Origin of the sequence: Streptomyces sp. DT190 (assembly GCF_049846985.1) — a bacterium.
In the GTDB taxonomy this organism is placed as follows: Bacteria; Actinomycetota; Actinomycetes; order Streptomycetales; family Streptomycetaceae; genus Streptomyces.
The window spans coordinates 114,776-129,173 of the sequence record NZ_JBNCNM010000003.1; the positions used below are offsets into that span (position 1 = coordinate 114,776).

The following is a 14,398-nucleotide window of genomic DNA, read 5'->3' on the forward strand; positions in this document are numbered from 1 at the left end:
GGCGGTCGCGACGGCCCGGCGGCGCGACGGGGGCGGGTGGAGCGGCCCCGGGGACCCACCCTTCCCGGAACGACCGGCCCGCGCGAGACGTTTTCCCCCTGCGCCCGGTACCGTCGGGCCGTCCCATCGCGTGTTCGAGAGTGCAGGGAGTCCCATGACCACCGTCACCAGCCGCCACAGTGAGCGGCGGATCAGTCCCGTCTTCGTCGGGATCCTGGCCGTGACGGCGGTCACGGGGTGGGCGACCTGGACCGGGTTCGCCGAGCAGCCCGGGGTCGCCGTGTTCCTGTTCGTGACGGCGGCCTGGATCGTCTCGCTCTGCCTGCACGAGTACGCGCACGCGCGCACGGCCCTGCACAGCGGCGACATCTCGGTCGGCGCGAAGGGCTATCTGACCCTGAACCCGCTGAAGTACACGCACGCGCTGCTCAGCATCGTGCTGCCGGTGATCTTCGTGATCATGGGCGGGATCGGCCTGCCCGGCGGAGCCGTGTTCATCGAGCGCGGGCGGATCCGGGAGCGCTGGAAGCACAGCCTGATCTCGGCGGCGGGCCCGCTGACGAACGTGCTGTTCGCGGTGGTGTGCACGGCCCCGTTCTGGCTGGACGCGCTGGACGGCGTGCCGAGCGACTTCCGCTTCGCGCTGGCGTTCCTGGCGCTGCTGCAGGTGACGGCCGCGCTGCTGAACTTCCTGCCGGTGCCCGGCCTGGACGGCTACGGCGTGATCGAGCCGTGGCTGTCGTACAACGTCCGGCGCCAGGTGGAGCCGTTCGCGCCGTTCGGCCTGCTGTTCGTGTTCGCGCTGCTGTGGCTGCCCGCGGTGAACGGCGTGTTCTTCGACGTGATCGACGCGATCCTGAAGTCGCTCGGCATCAGCGACTTCGAGACCTACTGCGGTCAGGAGCTGTACCGCTTCTGGCAGGGCTCGAACGAGTTCTGCTCGGCCGCGCCCTGAGGGCCCGGCCCGTGGTGGTTCAGCCCGTCGCGGACTTCTGCTGCCTGGCGCGCTTGAGGTAGTACCAGCACATGTTGGACGACAGGCCCGCCAGCAGCACCCACACGATCCCCAGGAAGCTGCCCCGCGTGAAGGACACGACGGCGGCGGCCACGGAGAGGACGCAGACGATCAGGGCGTAGAGGGCGAGGCGGGGCATGGCGGTGTGAGCTCCTGTCGGGGGACACTTCGGGCACTGCTGTGCCGTCCAGTGTCCCCCATCGGCTCACACGTCCGTGACCCGGAGCCCCGCGTGCGCCTTGTAGCGGCGGTTCACGGAGATCAGGTTCGCCACCAGCGACTCCACCTGGTGGGCGTTGCGCAGCCGCCCGGCGAAGATGCCGCGCATGCCCGGGATGCGTCCGGCGAGGGCCTGGACGATCTCCACGTCGGCGCGGACCTCGCCGAGCACCATCACATCGGTGTCGATCTCGTCGATCTCCGGGTCCTGCAGCAGCACGGCCGACAGGTGGTGGAAGGCGGCGGTGACCCGGGAGTCCGGCAGCAGGGCGGCGGCCTGTTCGGCGGCGCTGCCCTCCTCGGGCTTGAGGGCGTAGGCGCCCTTCTTGTCGAAGCCGAGCGGGTTGACGCAGTCGACGACGAGCTTGCCGGCCAGTTCCGCGCGCAGGGACTCCAGCGTCTTGCCGTGCCCGTCCCACGGTACGGCGACGATCACGATGTCGCTGCGGCGGGCGGTCTCGGCGTTGTCGGCGCCCTCGACGCCGTGGCCGATCTCCTCGGCCGCGGCCCGTGCGCGGTCGGCGGCCCGCGAGCCGATGATCACCTTCTGCCCGGCCTTGGCGAGCCGGTAGGCGAGGCCCTTGCCCTGCGGCCCGGTCCCGCCGAGCACCCCGACGACGAGTCCGGAGACGTCGGGCAGGTCCCAGGGGTCCTTGGCGGGGGCCTTCTGGGCGTTGTCGGAGGCAGCACTGTCGGTAGAGGTCATGGGCCCGACTCTACGACCGCGGTCCCGCCCCGACCGGCTCAGGTCAGCTCCGCCACCGGCACCCGCCGGAAGCCGATCGTCTCGTAGGCGCCGAAGTCGCCGGTCTCGTACAGCAGCCCCACGGTGTCCGGGTCGACGCGGACCAGGTCGGAGTAGGCCGCGGGCAGTCCGTCGACCGTGTGGGCCGGGCGCCAGGTGGTGCCGTCGTCGGTGGAGGCGCGGATCGTCATCACGGCGCGGAAGCCGGGGTCCGCGGGCCCGGAGTACAGCAGCAGGTCGGGGTCGCGGAGCTGCAGGACGCTCGCCTGGCACACGGGGGCGGGCAGGCCGGCCTGCGGACGGAAGGGCTTCACGAGCGTCTGCCCGCCGTCGGCGGAGTGGGCGTCGGCGCGGGTGCCGGGGGACGGGGAGTCGTTGCGGGTGTTGAAGTAGACGCGCCCGTCGGGCAGTTCGGCCGCGGTGGTCTCGTTGACGTTGACGTAGCCGTCGGGGTTGTCGTCGACGTAGCCGATCCGCCAGGTGGCGCCGGCGTCGTCGCTGAGCAGGCAGTGGCCGCCGTCGTACTTGCCCTCCGTGCCGTTGTCGGTACCGGTGGGCGGCAGGGAGTGGTTGGCGGGGACGACGACCCGTCCGGTGCTCAGCTGGATCGCGTGGCCGGGGGTGGTGGCGTACCAGCGCCACTGCGGCTTCTTGGTCTCCTGGGTGATCTCCCGCGGCGCCGACCACGTCAGGCCCTCGTCGTCGCTGTGCTGCACCCAGACGCGGCGTCCGTCCGCCGCGCTCACCGCGCCGCGCCGGATGGCGTCCTCGGTGGCCGCGGCGGCGTTGCGCACGTGCACCAGCAGGACGCGGCCGGTGTCCAGGACGACGGGGGCCGGGTTGCCGGCGAGGGCGTCGCCGTTGCGCGCGGCGACCTGGAGCGGGCCCCAGGTGCGGCCGCCGTCCGTGGAGCGCTTCAGCACGATGTCGATGTTCCCGAAGTCGTCCCGGGAGCCGACCCGGCCCTCGCAGAAGGCGAGCAGGGTGCCGCTGCCGGCGGCGACGACGGCGGGGATGCGGAAACTGGCGTATCCCTCCCGGCCGGCGCGGAAGGGGACGCTGGTCTCGGTCATCGGCGGGGCTCCTGTGGGTGTTCGACGGCGGAAAGCGTGACCGGGCCGCCTACCCAGGCCGGGCGAATGCGCGGTGAACTCCACGTCACGACTGGCCGGTTCGGGCAGGATGCGTGCCCATGGACGCGGTACGGGTGGCACTGCTGCGGGAAGTCCTCGCCGGGACGGAGTGGCTGGGCGCCACACGGCGGTTCGCCAGGGCTCTGCGCGGGTCGGTGGTGTCGCACGGGGGCGGGCTGCTGCTCGTCGGCACGCCCGCCTACGAGCCGTGGCATCTCGCCGCGCACCTGGTGGACGAGGCCGCGTGGTCGGGTACGCCGGAGCTGGCTCCGACGCTGGTACGGCACGACGCGCGCCCCTCGGATCCGGCGCACCTGGCGGTGGGGCTCGGCCGGCTGGAGGCGGCCCGGCGGGGCGAGACGCTGCTGGTGGTGTCACCCGAGGGCCCGGCCGTCCCCCTGCTCGAACGGGTGTCGGACGCCCGGCGGGCCGGGGCGACGGTGCTGGCCCTCGGCCCCGACCGGGGCGAGCTGCCGGCCATGGCGCACGAGGCCCTGGCCGTCCCCGCCGGTTCGGAGCTGGACCTGGACACGGTCCAGCACCTGGTCAGCGCGGCGGCGGGCGAGAACGCGCTCCCGACACCACGGGGGCGACGCCGCTTCCGCGACCGGGTCTCCCGCCTGGCGGAACACCTGACGGCCCCACCACCGGCCCGCTGGTAGACGGCACGGGTCCCAGCCGGAGGTGAACCGGCCGGACGTGAAACCGACCGGAGGCAGACCAGCCGAAGGCAGACCAGCCGGAGGCAGACCGGCCGAAGGCAGACCAGCCGAAGGCAGACCAGCCGAAGGCAGACCAGCCGGAGGCGAACCGGCCGAAGGCAGACCGGCCGGAGCCCACCGGGGCCGGCCCGGGGGCGTCCCGTCGCGGTCCGTCCCTCTGTCCCCGACGTGGCCACAACGCGACGCCCGGAGCCGATCGGCCGCGGGCGTCGTGCCGGGTGCTTCTCGGTTCAGCTCTCCTCGCGGCCGCCCGCGGGGGCGTCGTGCCACTTGGGGTCGTTCTCCCACTGGAGGTTGCGCTCGCGGGCGGTCTCCATCGCGTGCTCGGCCTCCGTGCGGCTCGCGTAGGGGCCGAAGCGGTCCTTGCCCGGGCACTCGGGTCCTTCCTCGACCTTCTTGTGCTCCAGGCAGTAGAACCACTCGCCCGGCTTGCCGACCGTCCGCTTCTTGAACAGGGCCATGACCAGCTCCTCTCGCCATCGACATGTTCCCCCATGGCCGCTGGTTAGACTCGCTGGCATGTCTGGCCAGTCGCTGCTCGTCCCGGGGGAGCTGTCCCCCACCCGTTCCGTGCCCGGAAACATCCGCCGGCCCGAGTACGTCGGCAAGCCCGCGCCGACGCCGTACACCGGACCGGAGGTGCAGACGCCCGAGACGATCGAGGCGATGCGGCGCGCCGGCCGGATCGCCGCCCGGGCGATGGCGGAGGCGGCCGCGCTGATCGCCCCCGGGGTGACCACGGACGAACTGGACAAGGTGGCGCACGAGTACATGTGCGACCACGGCGCCTACCCCTCCACGCTGGGCTATCGGGGTTTCCCGAAGTCGCTGTGCACCAGCGTCAACGAGGTCATCTGCCACGGCATCCCGGACTCCACCGTGCTGCGCGACGGGGACATCGTCAATCTGGACGTGACGGCGTACATCGGCGGTGTGCACGGCGACAACAACGCCACCTACCTCGTGGGTGACGTCGACGAGGAGTCGCGGCTGCTCGTGGAGCGGACCCGGGAGTCCCTGAACCGGGCGATCAAGGCGGTCAAGCCGGGCCGGCAGATCAACGTCATCGGCCGGGTGATCGAGTCGTACGCCAAGCGCTTCGGCTACGGGGTCGTCCGGGACTTCACGGGGCACGGCATCAGCTCGTCGTTCCACTCGGGCCTGATCATCCCGCACTACGACAGCCCGCACGCGACGACCGTGATGCAGCCCGGCATGACCTTCACGATCGAGCCGATGCTGACGCTCGGCACGCACGAGTACGACATGTGGGACGACGGCTGGACGGTCGTGACGAAGGACCGCAAGCGGACGGCCCAGTTCGAGCACACGCTGGTGGTGACCGACTCGGGCGCGGAGATCCTCACGCTGCCCTAGCTCCCCGGTCCGTCCGGGACTCCCCCGTGGACCTCGCATCCCGCCCACGGCCCGCCCTCCCTCAGGGGGCGGGCCGTTTCCGTGCCCGCGCGGGTTTTTTCCGACAAGCCGTCGGGAAGTTTACCGACAACCGGTCGGCAAGGCATTGACTTAGGTAAGGCTAACCATAGAAAGTGGGCCCATGGAATCCTTCTCGACCCTCATCCGGACGGCCTCCCGCGAGCAGCACGAGGAGGTCAGGGGCTCGACCTTCCTGAGTGACCTGCTGGGGCACAAACTGGGGGTCGACGCGTTCGCGCGCTACACGGAACAGCTGTGGTTCGTGTACGGGGCGCTGGAGTCCGCCGCGGAGCGGCTGGCCGGGGACCCGGTGGCGGGCCCCTTCGTCCGCCCGGAGCTGTTCCGCCGGGCGGCGCTGGAGCAGGACCTGGAGTATCTGCGCGGTCCCGGCTGGCGCGCGCGGGCCGACGCGCTGCCGGCCACGCTGGAGTACGCCGGGCGGATCACCGAGTGCGCCCGCGACTGGCCGGCGGGCTACATCGCCCACCACTACACCCGCTACCTCGGCGACCTCTCCGGCGGGCAGATCATCCGTGACACGGCCGAGAAGACATGGGGCTTCCCGAAGAAGGGCGACGGGGTCCGCTTCTACGTCTTCGAGGAGATCCCCAACCCGGCCGCCTTCAAGCGGACCTACTGGGAGCTGCTGGACGCGGTGCCCGGCGACGAGCTGGAGCGGCAGCGGATCGTGGCCGAGTGCAAGCGGGCCTACGGGCTGAACAACGCGATGTTCGTGGCGCTGGGCGAGGAGTTCCCGCTGTCGGCGTGAGGGCCCGGGACGACGGGCGGGGCCCCTCGCACGCGGCGAGGGGCCCCGGATCCGTCTCGGGTGGAGCGCCGGTCCCGGCTCAGATGTCGAACGGACCGTTGTGGCAGACGGCGCCGCCCCACTCGATCTCGGCGGTCTCGGCCTCCAGCTCACCGAAGTACGGGCTGCACGCCACGTGGTGGCCGCGGCCGTCGCGGTGGTCCCGGCCGTCGTCGTCGCCGGCGGCGGCGGTCGCCGCGCCGGTGGCGGTGACGGCGACGGTCAGGGCGGCTACGGCCAGAGCGGATCGAATGCGCATGAGATTCCTCTCGCGGTGGTGCTTGGTCACGCCCAGAGGTCCCCGTTCACCACCGCGCACACACGCTGTTCCACCCGTACGGCCGCGCGCCGCCCGAGTCAGCGTTCGAGATGCACCCGGCCGCCGACCTCCGTCCAGCCGCCCGGCTGGGGCGCGGTGAGGATCTGGGAACCCGCCCCCTGGGTGATGTTGAGGGCCCGGCCCAGCCGGTCGGTGAGCAGCAGGGCCGCCGCCCCCGTCGCCTCGTCCTCGTCGATGCCGTCGCCCCGGCCGGGGAAGGCCCGGGCCCGGACCCGCCCGGCGGGCTCGTCCTCCCACGCCCAGGCGTACACCCACTCCCCCGGCGGCGGCACGGGCAGGCCGTCGACCTCGGCGGCGCTGCCGTACTGCCGCAGGGTGCGCGGCGGCACCCAGTCCGCCCGCGCCTCGATCCAGCAGAACTCCCCGTCCTGCCGGGCCCCGACCACCCCGGCCGGCGTCACCAGCTCGGGCACGTCGAGCAGCCAGGCCGAGCCGACGCAGGGGTGCCCGGCGAAGGGCAGCCGCAGGGTCGGCGTGTAGATGTCGATCACGCCCCGCTCGGGGTCGTCGACGAACACGGTCTCGCTGAACCCGAGCTTCGCGGCGAACGCCTGACGGTCGCTCGGGCCGGGCAGCACGGACCCCTCCCGCACGACACCGAGCTCGTTGCCGTATCCACCGTTCGGCCCGCAGAAGACGCGGAGCACGTCGTAGTCAGTCACGGGGGCATTCAAGCACCGGCGGGGCGGGCGGCGGACCGCCCCGCCCCGGCCGGCGCCCCGCGCCTGCGCCCTACGCCTGCGGGCGCCGCCTGCGCACCGCCAGGACGGCACCGGCGCCCGCGACGACGGCCGCCGCAGCGGCCGCGCCCAGGGGGCCGGCCGGGACGGAGGAACCGGTGCTCGCGAGGCCGCCCGTCACGGCGCCCGTGGTGGTGCCGCCCGTGGTCGAGCCGGCGCCGCCGGCCGTCCCCGCGCCGCCGGTGGTGCCGGTGCCGCCGGACGTGCCGCCGTCGCCGCCGGGGAGCTGGGCGTCGTCCGTGAGGGCCACCGTCAGGTCGACCGGGTCGAGCCGGGTGCCCGCGGTGTAGAAGTCGCCGAAGGCCTCGGCCCCGGCCTCGGTGAGGGTGGCGGTGACGTCGTCGAGCGTGATGACGTCGTCCTCGGGGACCAGGTCGGACGCGTCGGTCTTCAGCTCCGCGAGCACCACGTCCCGCGACTGCTCGCCGAGGCTGGTGACGTCGGCGGTGAGGCGGCCGGTGCCGTCGTCGAGGGTGGCCGTCAGGCCGGCGAGGGTCAGGTCCAGGCCGTAGCGGCCGTCGCTCTCGTGGCCCTTGAAGGTCACGCTGCCCTCGAAGGACGCGGAGAGGGTCCCGGCGTCCGTGTCGTACCTGCCGGTCGCGCCCGGGAAGGTGAAGGGGCCGTTGCCGGACGCCTGCGTGGCGCCGCCGGAGGCCGTGATCCGTCCGTGGGCGACGGGGCCGACGACGTACGTGCGGAAGGACTCCTTCACGCCCCAGCCGAGCCTGCCGTCGGCTATCTCGCCCCGGGCCGACGGGGCGGAGGCGCCGTCCGAGGGGGCACCGGCCGCGGGGCTGCTCGGGACCGGGGACGGGGAGGCCGGCGGGGACGCCGGGCCGGGGGACGTGGTCGCCGGCTGCGACGGGGTGGAGGTGGGTGTGGCGGTGGGGGTGGGGGTGGGGGTGGGGGTGGGCGTGGGTGTCGGGCTGGGGGACGCGGGCGGGGTCTTCTGCACCACCGTCAGGGGGTCGCCCGCCGCGCCCTCGTAGCCCGCGCTGCCGAAGACGTCCGCCGCCTCCTTGGTCAGCGTGGTGGCCATGTCCTTCATCGCACGGGTGACCGTCACCGTGGCGAGCGGCACGTCGTCCTTCGTGGCGCCGTCGCGCGTGACGTCCGCGGTGACCTCCGCCTCGGCGCTGTCGAACCTCACGTCCGACAGGGTGAGGGCGAAGCCGTGCAGCTTGGACTCGATCCGCAGGGTGCCCTTGAAGGCGAGGTCCACGGTGTGGGCGGTGGAGTCGTAGCTGCCGGCGCCGTCCGTGAAGGTGAACGGGCCGTTGCCCGCGGCCTGGCTCGCGCCGTCCGCCGGGGTGAAGGCACCGGCCGCCATGCCGGTGACGTAGGTGCGGTACGACTGCTTGATGCCCCAGGTCAACTCGTAGCCGCTGAGGGGGACTCCGGCCGCGGTGGCGGAGGGGGCGAGCGCGGTGGCGCCGAGGGCGGCGGCGGTGGCCACGGCGGCGGCGAGGGCGGCGGTCCGGCGTCGTCTGACAGGCATGGCGTGCGTCTCCTGGGTAGGGGGTGGGTCGGCTGGTGGGTCAGTGCTGGTCCGGGGCGCCGGCCGCCGGACGGGTGCGGTGCCGGCGGACGGCGACGGCCGCGACGGCCGCTGCCGCGACGGCCAGGGAGCCGGCCGCGAGGGCGACGGGCAGGGCGGGCGTCCCGCCGTCGTCCGCCGTGTCGCTCGCGACGGGTCGCGCGGAGGCCTCCGCCGGCGCCGGCGCGGGCGGTGCGCTCGCCGTCGGCGCGCTGCCCAGGTCGGGCAGCGCGGGCAGTCCGGCGTCGGCCGTCAGGGCCACGGCCAGGGAGACCGGGTCCATCGCGGTCCCCGCCCGGTACATCCCGCCGAAGGCCCGCGCGCCCTGGGCGGTGAGCCGCGCGGGCGCCTCGGTCACCCGGACGAGCCCGCCGGACGCCTTCAGCTCCCCGGCGGTGAAGGTGACCAGCGGGGCCTTCCTCGCGCGGTACCCGGGGCTCGTGATGTCGGCGAGGAGCGTGCCCCGGCCGTCGTCGACGGTGACGCGGAACGCGCTCAGGCGCAGGTCGAGGCCGTGGGAGCCGGTGAAGCGCACGGCGCCGCTGAACCGCGCCGTCAGCCCCCCGCCGTCGTAGGCGCCCCGGCCGCCCGGGAAGCGGAAGAGGGCGCCGCCGTCCTGCGCGCCGGACGAGAGGGTCCAGCGGCCGTCGGCGATGTCGCCGGTGACGTACTCGCGGAAGGTGCGGCGCACGCCCCAGTCGACGGCGCCGTCCCGCACCTCGCCGCCCGGGGCGCTCTTCCGGGACGGGGACGCCGCGGGCGCGGCGGGCGTGCGGGACGGCGTCGCCGCGGCCCGGCGCACATCGGCCGACAGGCTCACCGGGTCCAGCGCGGTGCCGGCCGTGTAGTACCTGGCGAAGGACCGGGCGCCCTGGGCGGTGAGCGTGGCAGGGACGTTGTTCAGCACGACGGTGGTGCCGCCGCCGCGCATGTCGATCCCGCCCAGGGAGAGGGAGGCGAAGGGCACCTGACGGGACGTCGTGACCGCCCCGGTGCCCTTCGCCTTGCTGGTGACGTCCACGAGGAGCGTGCCCGTGGAGCCGGTGACGCTCACGGTGGGACGGCTGAGGGTGAGGTCGAGCTGGTGCTCCCCCGTGCCGGTGCGGTGGCCGAGGAAGCGCACCCCGCCCGAGAAGGAGGCGCGGAAGGCGCCGGTGTCGCCGTCGTACGTCCCGGTCGCCGAGTGGAAGCGGAAGCCGCTGCCGCCGACGGTGGCCGCGCCGCCCGTGAGGGAGTAGCCGCCCTGGGCGATGGGCCCGGTGACGTAGGCGGAGAACGACGACTTGACGCCCCAGTCGAGCCGGCCGCCCTGCACGGCGCGGCCGGCGGCGTGGGCGCCGGTGGCCGGCGTCAGGGCGCCGAGGGCACCCAGGAGGGCCGCGCAGAGCAGGGTGACCAGGGCGCGTGGGCGGGCGGGCATGGCGGAGTCCTCCGGTAGCGACGGTGACGACAGCCGGTAGCGAATAAGGTAAGGCTAACCTAAGCTTCACTCGGGCCACAGGGACGGCGCCCGGCCTCAGGAGCGAAGGGAACGGAACGGATGGTGCGACGCATGCGCACACGACTGGCGGGGGCGCTGCTGTCCGCGCTGGCCCTCACGCTCACGGCGACGGCGTGCTCGGGGCCGGCCCAGCCCTCCCCCGCGCCCGCCGCGACGACCGCGAACCGCGTCCAGCCCCTCTCCGGCACGCCGGAGCCCCGGCTCCCCGTCACCGTGCGCTCCGCCGACGGCGCGCCGGTGACGGTCGGCCGGGCGGCCCGGATCGTGCCGCTGTCCGGCAGCCTCAGCGAGATCGTCTTCACGCTCGGCCTCGGCGACCGGGTCGCGGCCCGCGACATCACCACCACCTTCGCGCAGGCCGCCCGGCTGCCCCTGGTCACCCGGGGCCACGACGTCTCCGCCGAGGGCGTGCTGTCGCTCAGGCCCGACCTGGTGCTCGCCGAGACCACGACCGGTCCCCGGGAGGCCATGGACCAGATCCGCGCCGCCGGTGTGCCGGTCCTGGTCGTCGACCCGGCCACGGGCCTGGACGACGTCGGTGCGCGCATCCGGGCGGTCGCCGGCGCGCTCGGCGTCCCGGACGCCGGCGAACGGCTCGTCCGCCGCTCCGAACAGCGCATCGCCGCCGTGCGGGAGTCGGTCCCGGCCGAGCGGCCCCGCCCCCGGGTGGCGTTCCTCTATCTGCGCGGCTCCGCCTCGGTCTACCTCATCGGCGGCAGGGGTTCGGGCGCGACGTCGCTGATCGAGGCGGCCGGCGGCGTGGACGCCGGGGCCGATTCGGGCCTGGAGAAGGACTTCACCGCCCTCACCAGCGAGGCCCTCGTCAAAGCCGCTCCCGACGCCATCCTGGTGATGTCCAAGGGGCTCGCGTCGGTCGGCGGCGTCGACGGCCTGGTGAAGATCCCGGGCGTGGCCCAGACCCCGGCGGGGGCCGACCGGCGGATCGTCGCGGTCGAGGACGGCGTCCTGCTCACCTACGGCCCGCGCACCGACCAGGTGCTCGGGTCGGTGGTGCGGCAGCTGTACCCGGAGGGCGGCGGGCGATGACCGCGCTGCAGCGGACGACGGCCGGCGCCCCGACCCGCAGCCGGCGGACCACGGCCCGGCTGCTGACGGCCGCGCTGGCCGCCGCCCTTCTCGTCCTCGTCCCGGTCGCCGCCGGCACCGGCGCCTACCCCGTCCCCGTCGGCGACGTCCTCGCCTCCGTGCAGCACCGGCTGGGGCTGGGCGGCACCGGGCTGGACCGGGTGGCCGAATCCGTGCTGTGGAACGTGCGGTTCCCGCGGATCGTGCTGGCCCTGCTGGTCGGCGCCTCCCTGGGCTGCGCGGGCGCGCTGATGCAGGGCGTGTTCGGCAACCCGCTCGCCGAGCCGGGCGTCATCGGCGTCTCCTCCGGGGCGGCGGTCGGCGCGGTCGCCGCGATCGCCCTCGGCCTGGACGTCCTCGGCACCTGGACCGTGCCGGCCCTCGCCTTCGTCTCCGGGCTGCTGACGGTCCTGCTGGTCTACGCGATGTCCCGCTCGGGCGGCCGGACGGAGGTGGTCACGCTGATCCTCACCGGCATCGCCGTGAACGCGTTCGCGGGGGCGCTGATCGGCCTGTTCCTCTTCGTCGCCGACACGGCCGCGGTCAACCAGATCACCTTCTGGCAGCTGGGCTCGCTCTCCCAGGCGACCTGGCCGAAGGTGCTGGCGGTCCTGCCGTGCGCGGTCGCCGGCCTGGCGGTCGCGCCGCTGTACGCCCGGCGGCTGGACCTGCTGGCCCTCGGCGAGCGCCCGGCCCGGCACCTGGGCGTCGACGTGGAGCGGCTGCGGATCGTGCTGGTCCTCGTCATCGCGCTGCTGACGGCGGCGGCCGTGAGCGTCGCCGGCATCATCGGTTTCGTGGGCCTGGTCGTCCCGCACCTGCTCCGCATGGCGGCCGGCCCGGGCCACCGCCTCCTGCTGCCGGGCAGCGCGCTCCTCGGCGCGCTCGTCCTGCTGGCCGCCGATCTGACGGCCCGTACGGTCGCCGCGCCGGCCGAGCTGCCGCTCGGGGTGCTGACGGCCCTGCTCGGCAGCCCGTTCTTCTTCTGGCTGCTGCGCCGCACCCGGCGCCGGCAGGGAGGCTGGGCATGATCCGCCTGCGTACCCGCCGCCCGTCACCGCCGGCCCCGTCCGCGCCCGGCGACGTCCTCGCCGAGGCCCGGGGCCTGCGGGTCAGGCTCGGCACCCGCGAGGTCCTCGGGGGCGTCGCCCTGGCGGTCCGCGCGGGCGAGGTGCTCGCCCTGGCCGGTCCCAACGGGGCGGGCAAGTCCACCCTGCTGGGCGCCCTGGCCGCCGACGTCCCGCCCGACGAGGGGGAGGTCAGGATCCACGGCCGCCCGGCGGCGCGCTGGTCCGCGCCCGACCTCGCCCTGCGCCGTGCGGTGCTGCCCCAGACGGCGGCGCTCTCCTTCCCCTTCACGGTGGAGGAGGTCGTCCGCATGGGCCGGGCCCCGCACGCCGCCTCGCCCGCGGCCACGCCCGCCGACGACGACCGGGCGGTCGCCGAGGCCATGGCCGCCACCGAGGTCACCGCCTTCGCCACCCGCCCGTTCTCCGCGCTCAGCGGCGGCGAGCGGGCCCGGGTCGCCCTCGCCCGGGTGCTGGCGCAGCGCACTCCGCTGCTGCTGCTCGACGAGCCGACCGCCGCGCTCGACCTGCGCCACCAGGAACTGGTGCTGCGGCTGTGCCGGTCACGGGCGCGGGCCGGGGACGCGGTGGTCGTGGTGGTGCACGACCTGGGACTCGCGGCGGCCTACGCGGACCGGGTGGCACTGCTGAGGGCCGGTCGCGTCGCGGCGGAGGGCCCGCCCGCCGAGGTCTTCTCCGAGCGGCTGCTCTCCGACGTCTACGACCAGCCCGTCGAGGTCTTCCCGCACCCGCGGACGGACGCCCTGCTGATCACCCCGCGCCGCGACCTTTGACCGTCCCTTGACTGCGCCATGGGGGCGACTTTGAGCCACTTACGTCATCCTTATCTGGCTTAGGTGAGCCTCACCTTCCTGCTTTGGAGCCCAGATGCGACCCGTCAGACCAGCCTCCGTCGTCCTCGCCGCAGCGGCGGCCCTGACCGCCGTCGCCGGCTGCACCGAGAAGAGCGGCGCGCAGGACGGCGACCACGTCATCAACGTGACGGCCACGGACGACAAGTGCGAGGTGTCGAAGAAGGAGTTCCCGGCCGGGCACGTCGAACTCGCCGTCGAGAACAAGGGCTCCAAGGTCACCGAGGTCTACGTCCTGTTCCCCGACGACCGTGTGGTCACCGAGCGGGAGAACATAGGCCCCGGCACCAAGCAGCGCGTCACCGCCGAGGTGAAGGCCGGCGACTACCAGATCGCCTGCAAGCCGGGCATGAGGGGCAAGGGCATCCGCCAGTCCGTCAAGGCCACCGGTGGCAAGGCCGTCCGGCGCGACCCGCGCCTGGACAAGGCCGTGGCCGCCTACCGCGCCTACGCCCAGCAGCAGGCCGACGAGACCCTGCCGAAGGCCGAGGTCTTCGCCGCGGCGGTGCGGGACGGCGACATCGAGGCGGCCAAGAAGGCCTACGCCCCCTCCCGCATCGGCTGGGAGCGCACCGAGCCGGTCGCCGAGTCCTTCGGCGACATCGACCCCAAGGTCGACGTCCGCGAGGACGGCCTGGAGGACGGCCAGGACCCCGCCACCGACTGGACGGGCTGGCACCGCCTGGAGAAGGCCCTCTGGCAGGACGGGAGGATCGGCGACCGCGAGAAGGAACTCGCCGGGCTGCTCATCAAGGACCTGAAGGACTGGCAGAAGCGCGTCGGCACGGCGGAGATCACCCCCACCTCCATGGCCAACGGCGCCAAGGAACTCCTCGACGAGGTCGCCACCGGCAAGGTCACCGGCGAGGAGGAGCGCTACTCGCACACAGACCTCGTCGACTTCAAGGCCAACGTGGAGGGCGCGCAGCAGTCGTACGACCTGCTGAAGCCGGTCGCGCGGGAGAACGACGCGGCCCTCGTCGGCGAGCTGGACCGGCAGTTCGCCGCCCTGGACACGCTCCTCGACCGCTACCGCCCGAACACCTCCTCCTACGAGTTCACCTCGTACGACAAGGTCGGCAAGGCGGACCGCAAGGAGCTCTCGGACGCGGTCAACGCCCTGGCGGAGCCGCTGTCGAAGCTCGCCGCCGCCGTCGTGAAGTGACCGGGTGCCCG

The 14,398-nt window shown here is 74.2% G+C and carries 16 protein-coding genes; 8 read left to right on the forward strand and 8 right to left on the reverse strand.

From position 1 onward, the window contains the following. The first annotated feature begins 154 nt into the window (after nucleotides 1-154). The gene (locus ACPXCS_RS07380) at nucleotides 155-955 is read left to right on the forward strand and encodes a site-2 protease family protein (protein ID WP_425945293.1); all 801 of its coding nucleotides are present in this window, start codon (nucleotides 155-157) and stop codon (nucleotides 953-955) included. A gap of 19 nt (nucleotides 956-974) precedes the next feature. Here the strand turns inward: ACPXCS_RS07380 and ACPXCS_RS07385 are convergent, their stop codons facing one another. From ACPXCS_RS07385 to ACPXCS_RS07395, 3 genes are all read right to left on the reverse strand, one after another. Beyond that, nucleotides 975-1,154, reverse strand: coding sequence for a hypothetical protein (locus ACPXCS_RS07385; protein WP_094057501.1), 180 nt, complete (start codon nucleotides 1,152-1,154; stop codon nucleotides 975-977). 66 nt (nucleotides 1,155-1,220) lie between these two features. After that, complete coding sequence (gene npdG / locus ACPXCS_RS07390) at nucleotides 1,221-1,940, reverse strand: NADPH-dependent F420 reductase (protein ID WP_425945292.1); 720 nt, start codon at nucleotides 1,938-1,940, stop codon at nucleotides 1,221-1,223. Between the two features lie 38 nt (nucleotides 1,941-1,978). Next, complete coding sequence (locus ACPXCS_RS07395) at nucleotides 1,979-3,052, reverse strand: sialidase family protein (RefSeq protein ID WP_425945291.1); 1,074 nt, start codon at nucleotides 3,050-3,052, stop codon at nucleotides 1,979-1,981. Between the two features lie 119 nt (nucleotides 3,053-3,171). Here ACPXCS_RS07395 and ACPXCS_RS07400 point away from each other — a divergent pair, with 119 nt between their 5' ends. After that, entirely contained in the window at nucleotides 3,172-3,774 is a 603-nt protein-coding gene (locus tag ACPXCS_RS07400) for a hypothetical protein (protein WP_425945290.1), read from the forward strand. A gap of 290 nt (nucleotides 3,775-4,064) precedes the next feature. Here the strand turns inward: ACPXCS_RS07400 and ACPXCS_RS07405 are convergent, their stop codons facing one another. Continuing rightward, complete coding sequence (locus tag ACPXCS_RS07405; RefSeq protein WP_425945289.1) at nucleotides 4,065-4,295, reverse strand: hypothetical protein; 231 nt, start codon at nucleotides 4,293-4,295, stop codon at nucleotides 4,065-4,067. A gap of 58 nt (nucleotides 4,296-4,353) precedes the next feature. Here ACPXCS_RS07405 and map point away from each other — a divergent pair, with 58 nt between their 5' ends. Further along, nucleotides 4,354-5,211 (forward strand): type I methionyl aminopeptidase, encoded by an 858-nt coding sequence (map, locus tag ACPXCS_RS07410; RefSeq protein ID WP_425945288.1) that lies wholly within the window; start codon nucleotides 4,354-4,356, stop codon nucleotides 5,209-5,211. Nucleotides 5,212-5,392: 181 nt separating this feature from the next. Next, complete coding sequence (locus ACPXCS_RS07415) at nucleotides 5,393-6,040, forward strand: heme oxygenase (biliverdin-producing) (RefSeq protein ID WP_425945287.1); 648 nt, start codon at nucleotides 5,393-5,395, stop codon at nucleotides 6,038-6,040. A gap of 79 nt (nucleotides 6,041-6,119) precedes the next feature. On the opposite strand, the gene ACPXCS_RS07420 is transcribed toward ACPXCS_RS07415, so the two are convergent. The 4 genes from ACPXCS_RS07420 to ACPXCS_RS07435 form a co-directional block, all read right to left on the reverse strand. Next, complete coding sequence (locus tag ACPXCS_RS07420) at nucleotides 6,120-6,338, reverse strand: hypothetical protein (protein ID WP_309097282.1); 219 nt, start codon at nucleotides 6,336-6,338, stop codon at nucleotides 6,120-6,122. Nucleotides 6,339-6,436: 98 nt separating this feature from the next. Then, nucleotides 6,437-7,081 carry a PhzF family phenazine biosynthesis protein gene (locus tag ACPXCS_RS07425; protein ID WP_425945286.1) on the reverse strand — a complete coding sequence of 215 codons (645 nt, stop codon included), beginning with the start codon at nucleotides 7,079-7,081 and terminating at the stop codon, nucleotides 6,437-6,439. 70 nt (nucleotides 7,082-7,151) lie between these two features. Continuing rightward, on the reverse strand, nucleotides 7,152-8,657 hold the full coding sequence (locus tag ACPXCS_RS07430) for an HtaA domain-containing protein (protein ID WP_425945285.1): 1,506 nt from the start codon (nucleotides 8,655-8,657) through the stop codon (nucleotides 7,152-7,154). Nucleotides 8,658-8,697: 40 nt separating this feature from the next. Further along, nucleotides 8,698-10,116 (reverse strand): HtaA domain-containing protein, encoded by a 1,419-nt coding sequence (locus ACPXCS_RS07435; RefSeq protein WP_425945284.1) that lies wholly within the window; start codon nucleotides 10,114-10,116, stop codon nucleotides 8,698-8,700. A 132-nt stretch (nucleotides 10,117-10,248) separates the two neighbouring features. Between ACPXCS_RS07435 and ACPXCS_RS07440 the strand changes: the two genes are divergently transcribed. The 4 genes from ACPXCS_RS07440 to efeO all read left to right on the forward strand — a co-directional run bounded on the left by ACPXCS_RS07440 (nucleotide 10,249) and on the right by efeO (nucleotide 14,387). Next, entirely contained in the window at nucleotides 10,249-11,244 is a 996-nt protein-coding gene (locus ACPXCS_RS07440; protein WP_425945283.1) for a heme/hemin ABC transporter substrate-binding protein, read from the forward strand. Continuing rightward, complete coding sequence (locus tag ACPXCS_RS07445; protein WP_425945282.1) at nucleotides 11,241-12,314, forward strand: FecCD family ABC transporter permease; 1,074 nt, start codon at nucleotides 11,241-11,243, stop codon at nucleotides 12,312-12,314. Before ACPXCS_RS07440 ends, ACPXCS_RS07445 begins: the two co-directional genes overlap by 4 nt. Next, nucleotides 12,311-13,144, forward strand: a complete 834-nt coding sequence (locus ACPXCS_RS07450) for a heme ABC transporter ATP-binding protein (protein ID WP_425945281.1) — start codon at nucleotides 12,311-12,313, stop codon at nucleotides 13,142-13,144. The genes ACPXCS_RS07445 and ACPXCS_RS07450 overlap by 4 nt, the downstream gene beginning before the upstream one ends. 94 nt (nucleotides 13,145-13,238) lie before the next feature. Next, nucleotides 13,239-14,387 (forward strand): iron uptake system protein EfeO, encoded by a 1,149-nt coding sequence (gene efeO / locus ACPXCS_RS07455; RefSeq protein ID WP_425945280.1) that lies wholly within the window; start codon nucleotides 13,239-13,241, stop codon nucleotides 14,385-14,387. The last annotated feature ends 11 nt before the right edge of the window (nucleotides 14,388-14,398 follow it).

What these genes read in the sequence shown, in the direction of transcription:
- ACPXCS_RS07380 (WP_425945293.1), top strand. Translation starts at nt 155, where the DNA reads ATGACCACCGTCACCAGCCGCCACAGTGAGCGGCGGATCAGTCCCGTC.
- ACPXCS_RS07385 (WP_094057501.1), bottom strand. Translation starts at nt 1,154, where the DNA reads ATGCCCCGCCTCGCCCTCTACGCCCTGATCGTCTGCGTCCTCTCCGTG.
- npdG (WP_425945292.1), bottom strand. Translation starts at nt 1,940, where the DNA reads ATGACCTCTACCGACAGTGCTGCCTCCGACAACGCCCAGAAGGCCCCC.
- ACPXCS_RS07395 (WP_425945291.1), bottom strand. Translation starts at nt 3,052, where the DNA reads ATGACCGAGACCAGCGTCCCCTTCCGCGCCGGCCGGGAGGGATACGCC.
- ACPXCS_RS07400 (WP_425945290.1), top strand. Translation starts at nt 3,172, where the DNA reads ATGGACGCGGTACGGGTGGCACTGCTGCGGGAAGTCCTCGCCGGGACG.
- ACPXCS_RS07405 (WP_425945289.1), bottom strand. Translation starts at nt 4,295, where the DNA reads ATGGCCCTGTTCAAGAAGCGGACGGTCGGCAAGCCGGGCGAGTGGTTC.
- map (WP_425945288.1), top strand. Translation starts at nt 4,354, where the DNA reads ATGTCTGGCCAGTCGCTGCTCGTCCCGGGGGAGCTGTCCCCCACCCGT.
- ACPXCS_RS07415 (WP_425945287.1), top strand. Translation starts at nt 5,393, where the DNA reads ATGGAATCCTTCTCGACCCTCATCCGGACGGCCTCCCGCGAGCAGCAC.
- ACPXCS_RS07420 (WP_309097282.1), bottom strand. Translation starts at nt 6,338, where the DNA reads ATGCGCATTCGATCCGCTCTGGCCGTAGCCGCCCTGACCGTCGCCGTC.
- ACPXCS_RS07430 (WP_425945285.1), bottom strand. Translation starts at nt 8,657, where the DNA reads ATGCCTGTCAGACGACGCCGGACCGCCGCCCTCGCCGCCGCCGTGGCC.
- ACPXCS_RS07435 (WP_425945284.1), bottom strand. Translation starts at nt 10,116, where the DNA reads ATGCCCGCCCGCCCACGCGCCCTGGTCACCCTGCTCTGCGCGGCCCTC.
- ACPXCS_RS07440 (WP_425945283.1), top strand. Translation starts at nt 10,249, where the DNA reads ATGCGCACACGACTGGCGGGGGCGCTGCTGTCCGCGCTGGCCCTCACG.
- ACPXCS_RS07445 (WP_425945282.1), top strand. Translation starts at nt 11,241, where the DNA reads ATGACCGCGCTGCAGCGGACGACGGCCGGCGCCCCGACCCGCAGCCGG.
- ACPXCS_RS07450 (WP_425945281.1), top strand. Translation starts at nt 12,311, where the DNA reads ATGATCCGCCTGCGTACCCGCCGCCCGTCACCGCCGGCCCCGTCCGCG.
- efeO (WP_425945280.1), top strand. Translation starts at nt 13,239, where the DNA reads ATGCGACCCGTCAGACCAGCCTCCGTCGTCCTCGCCGCAGCGGCGGCC.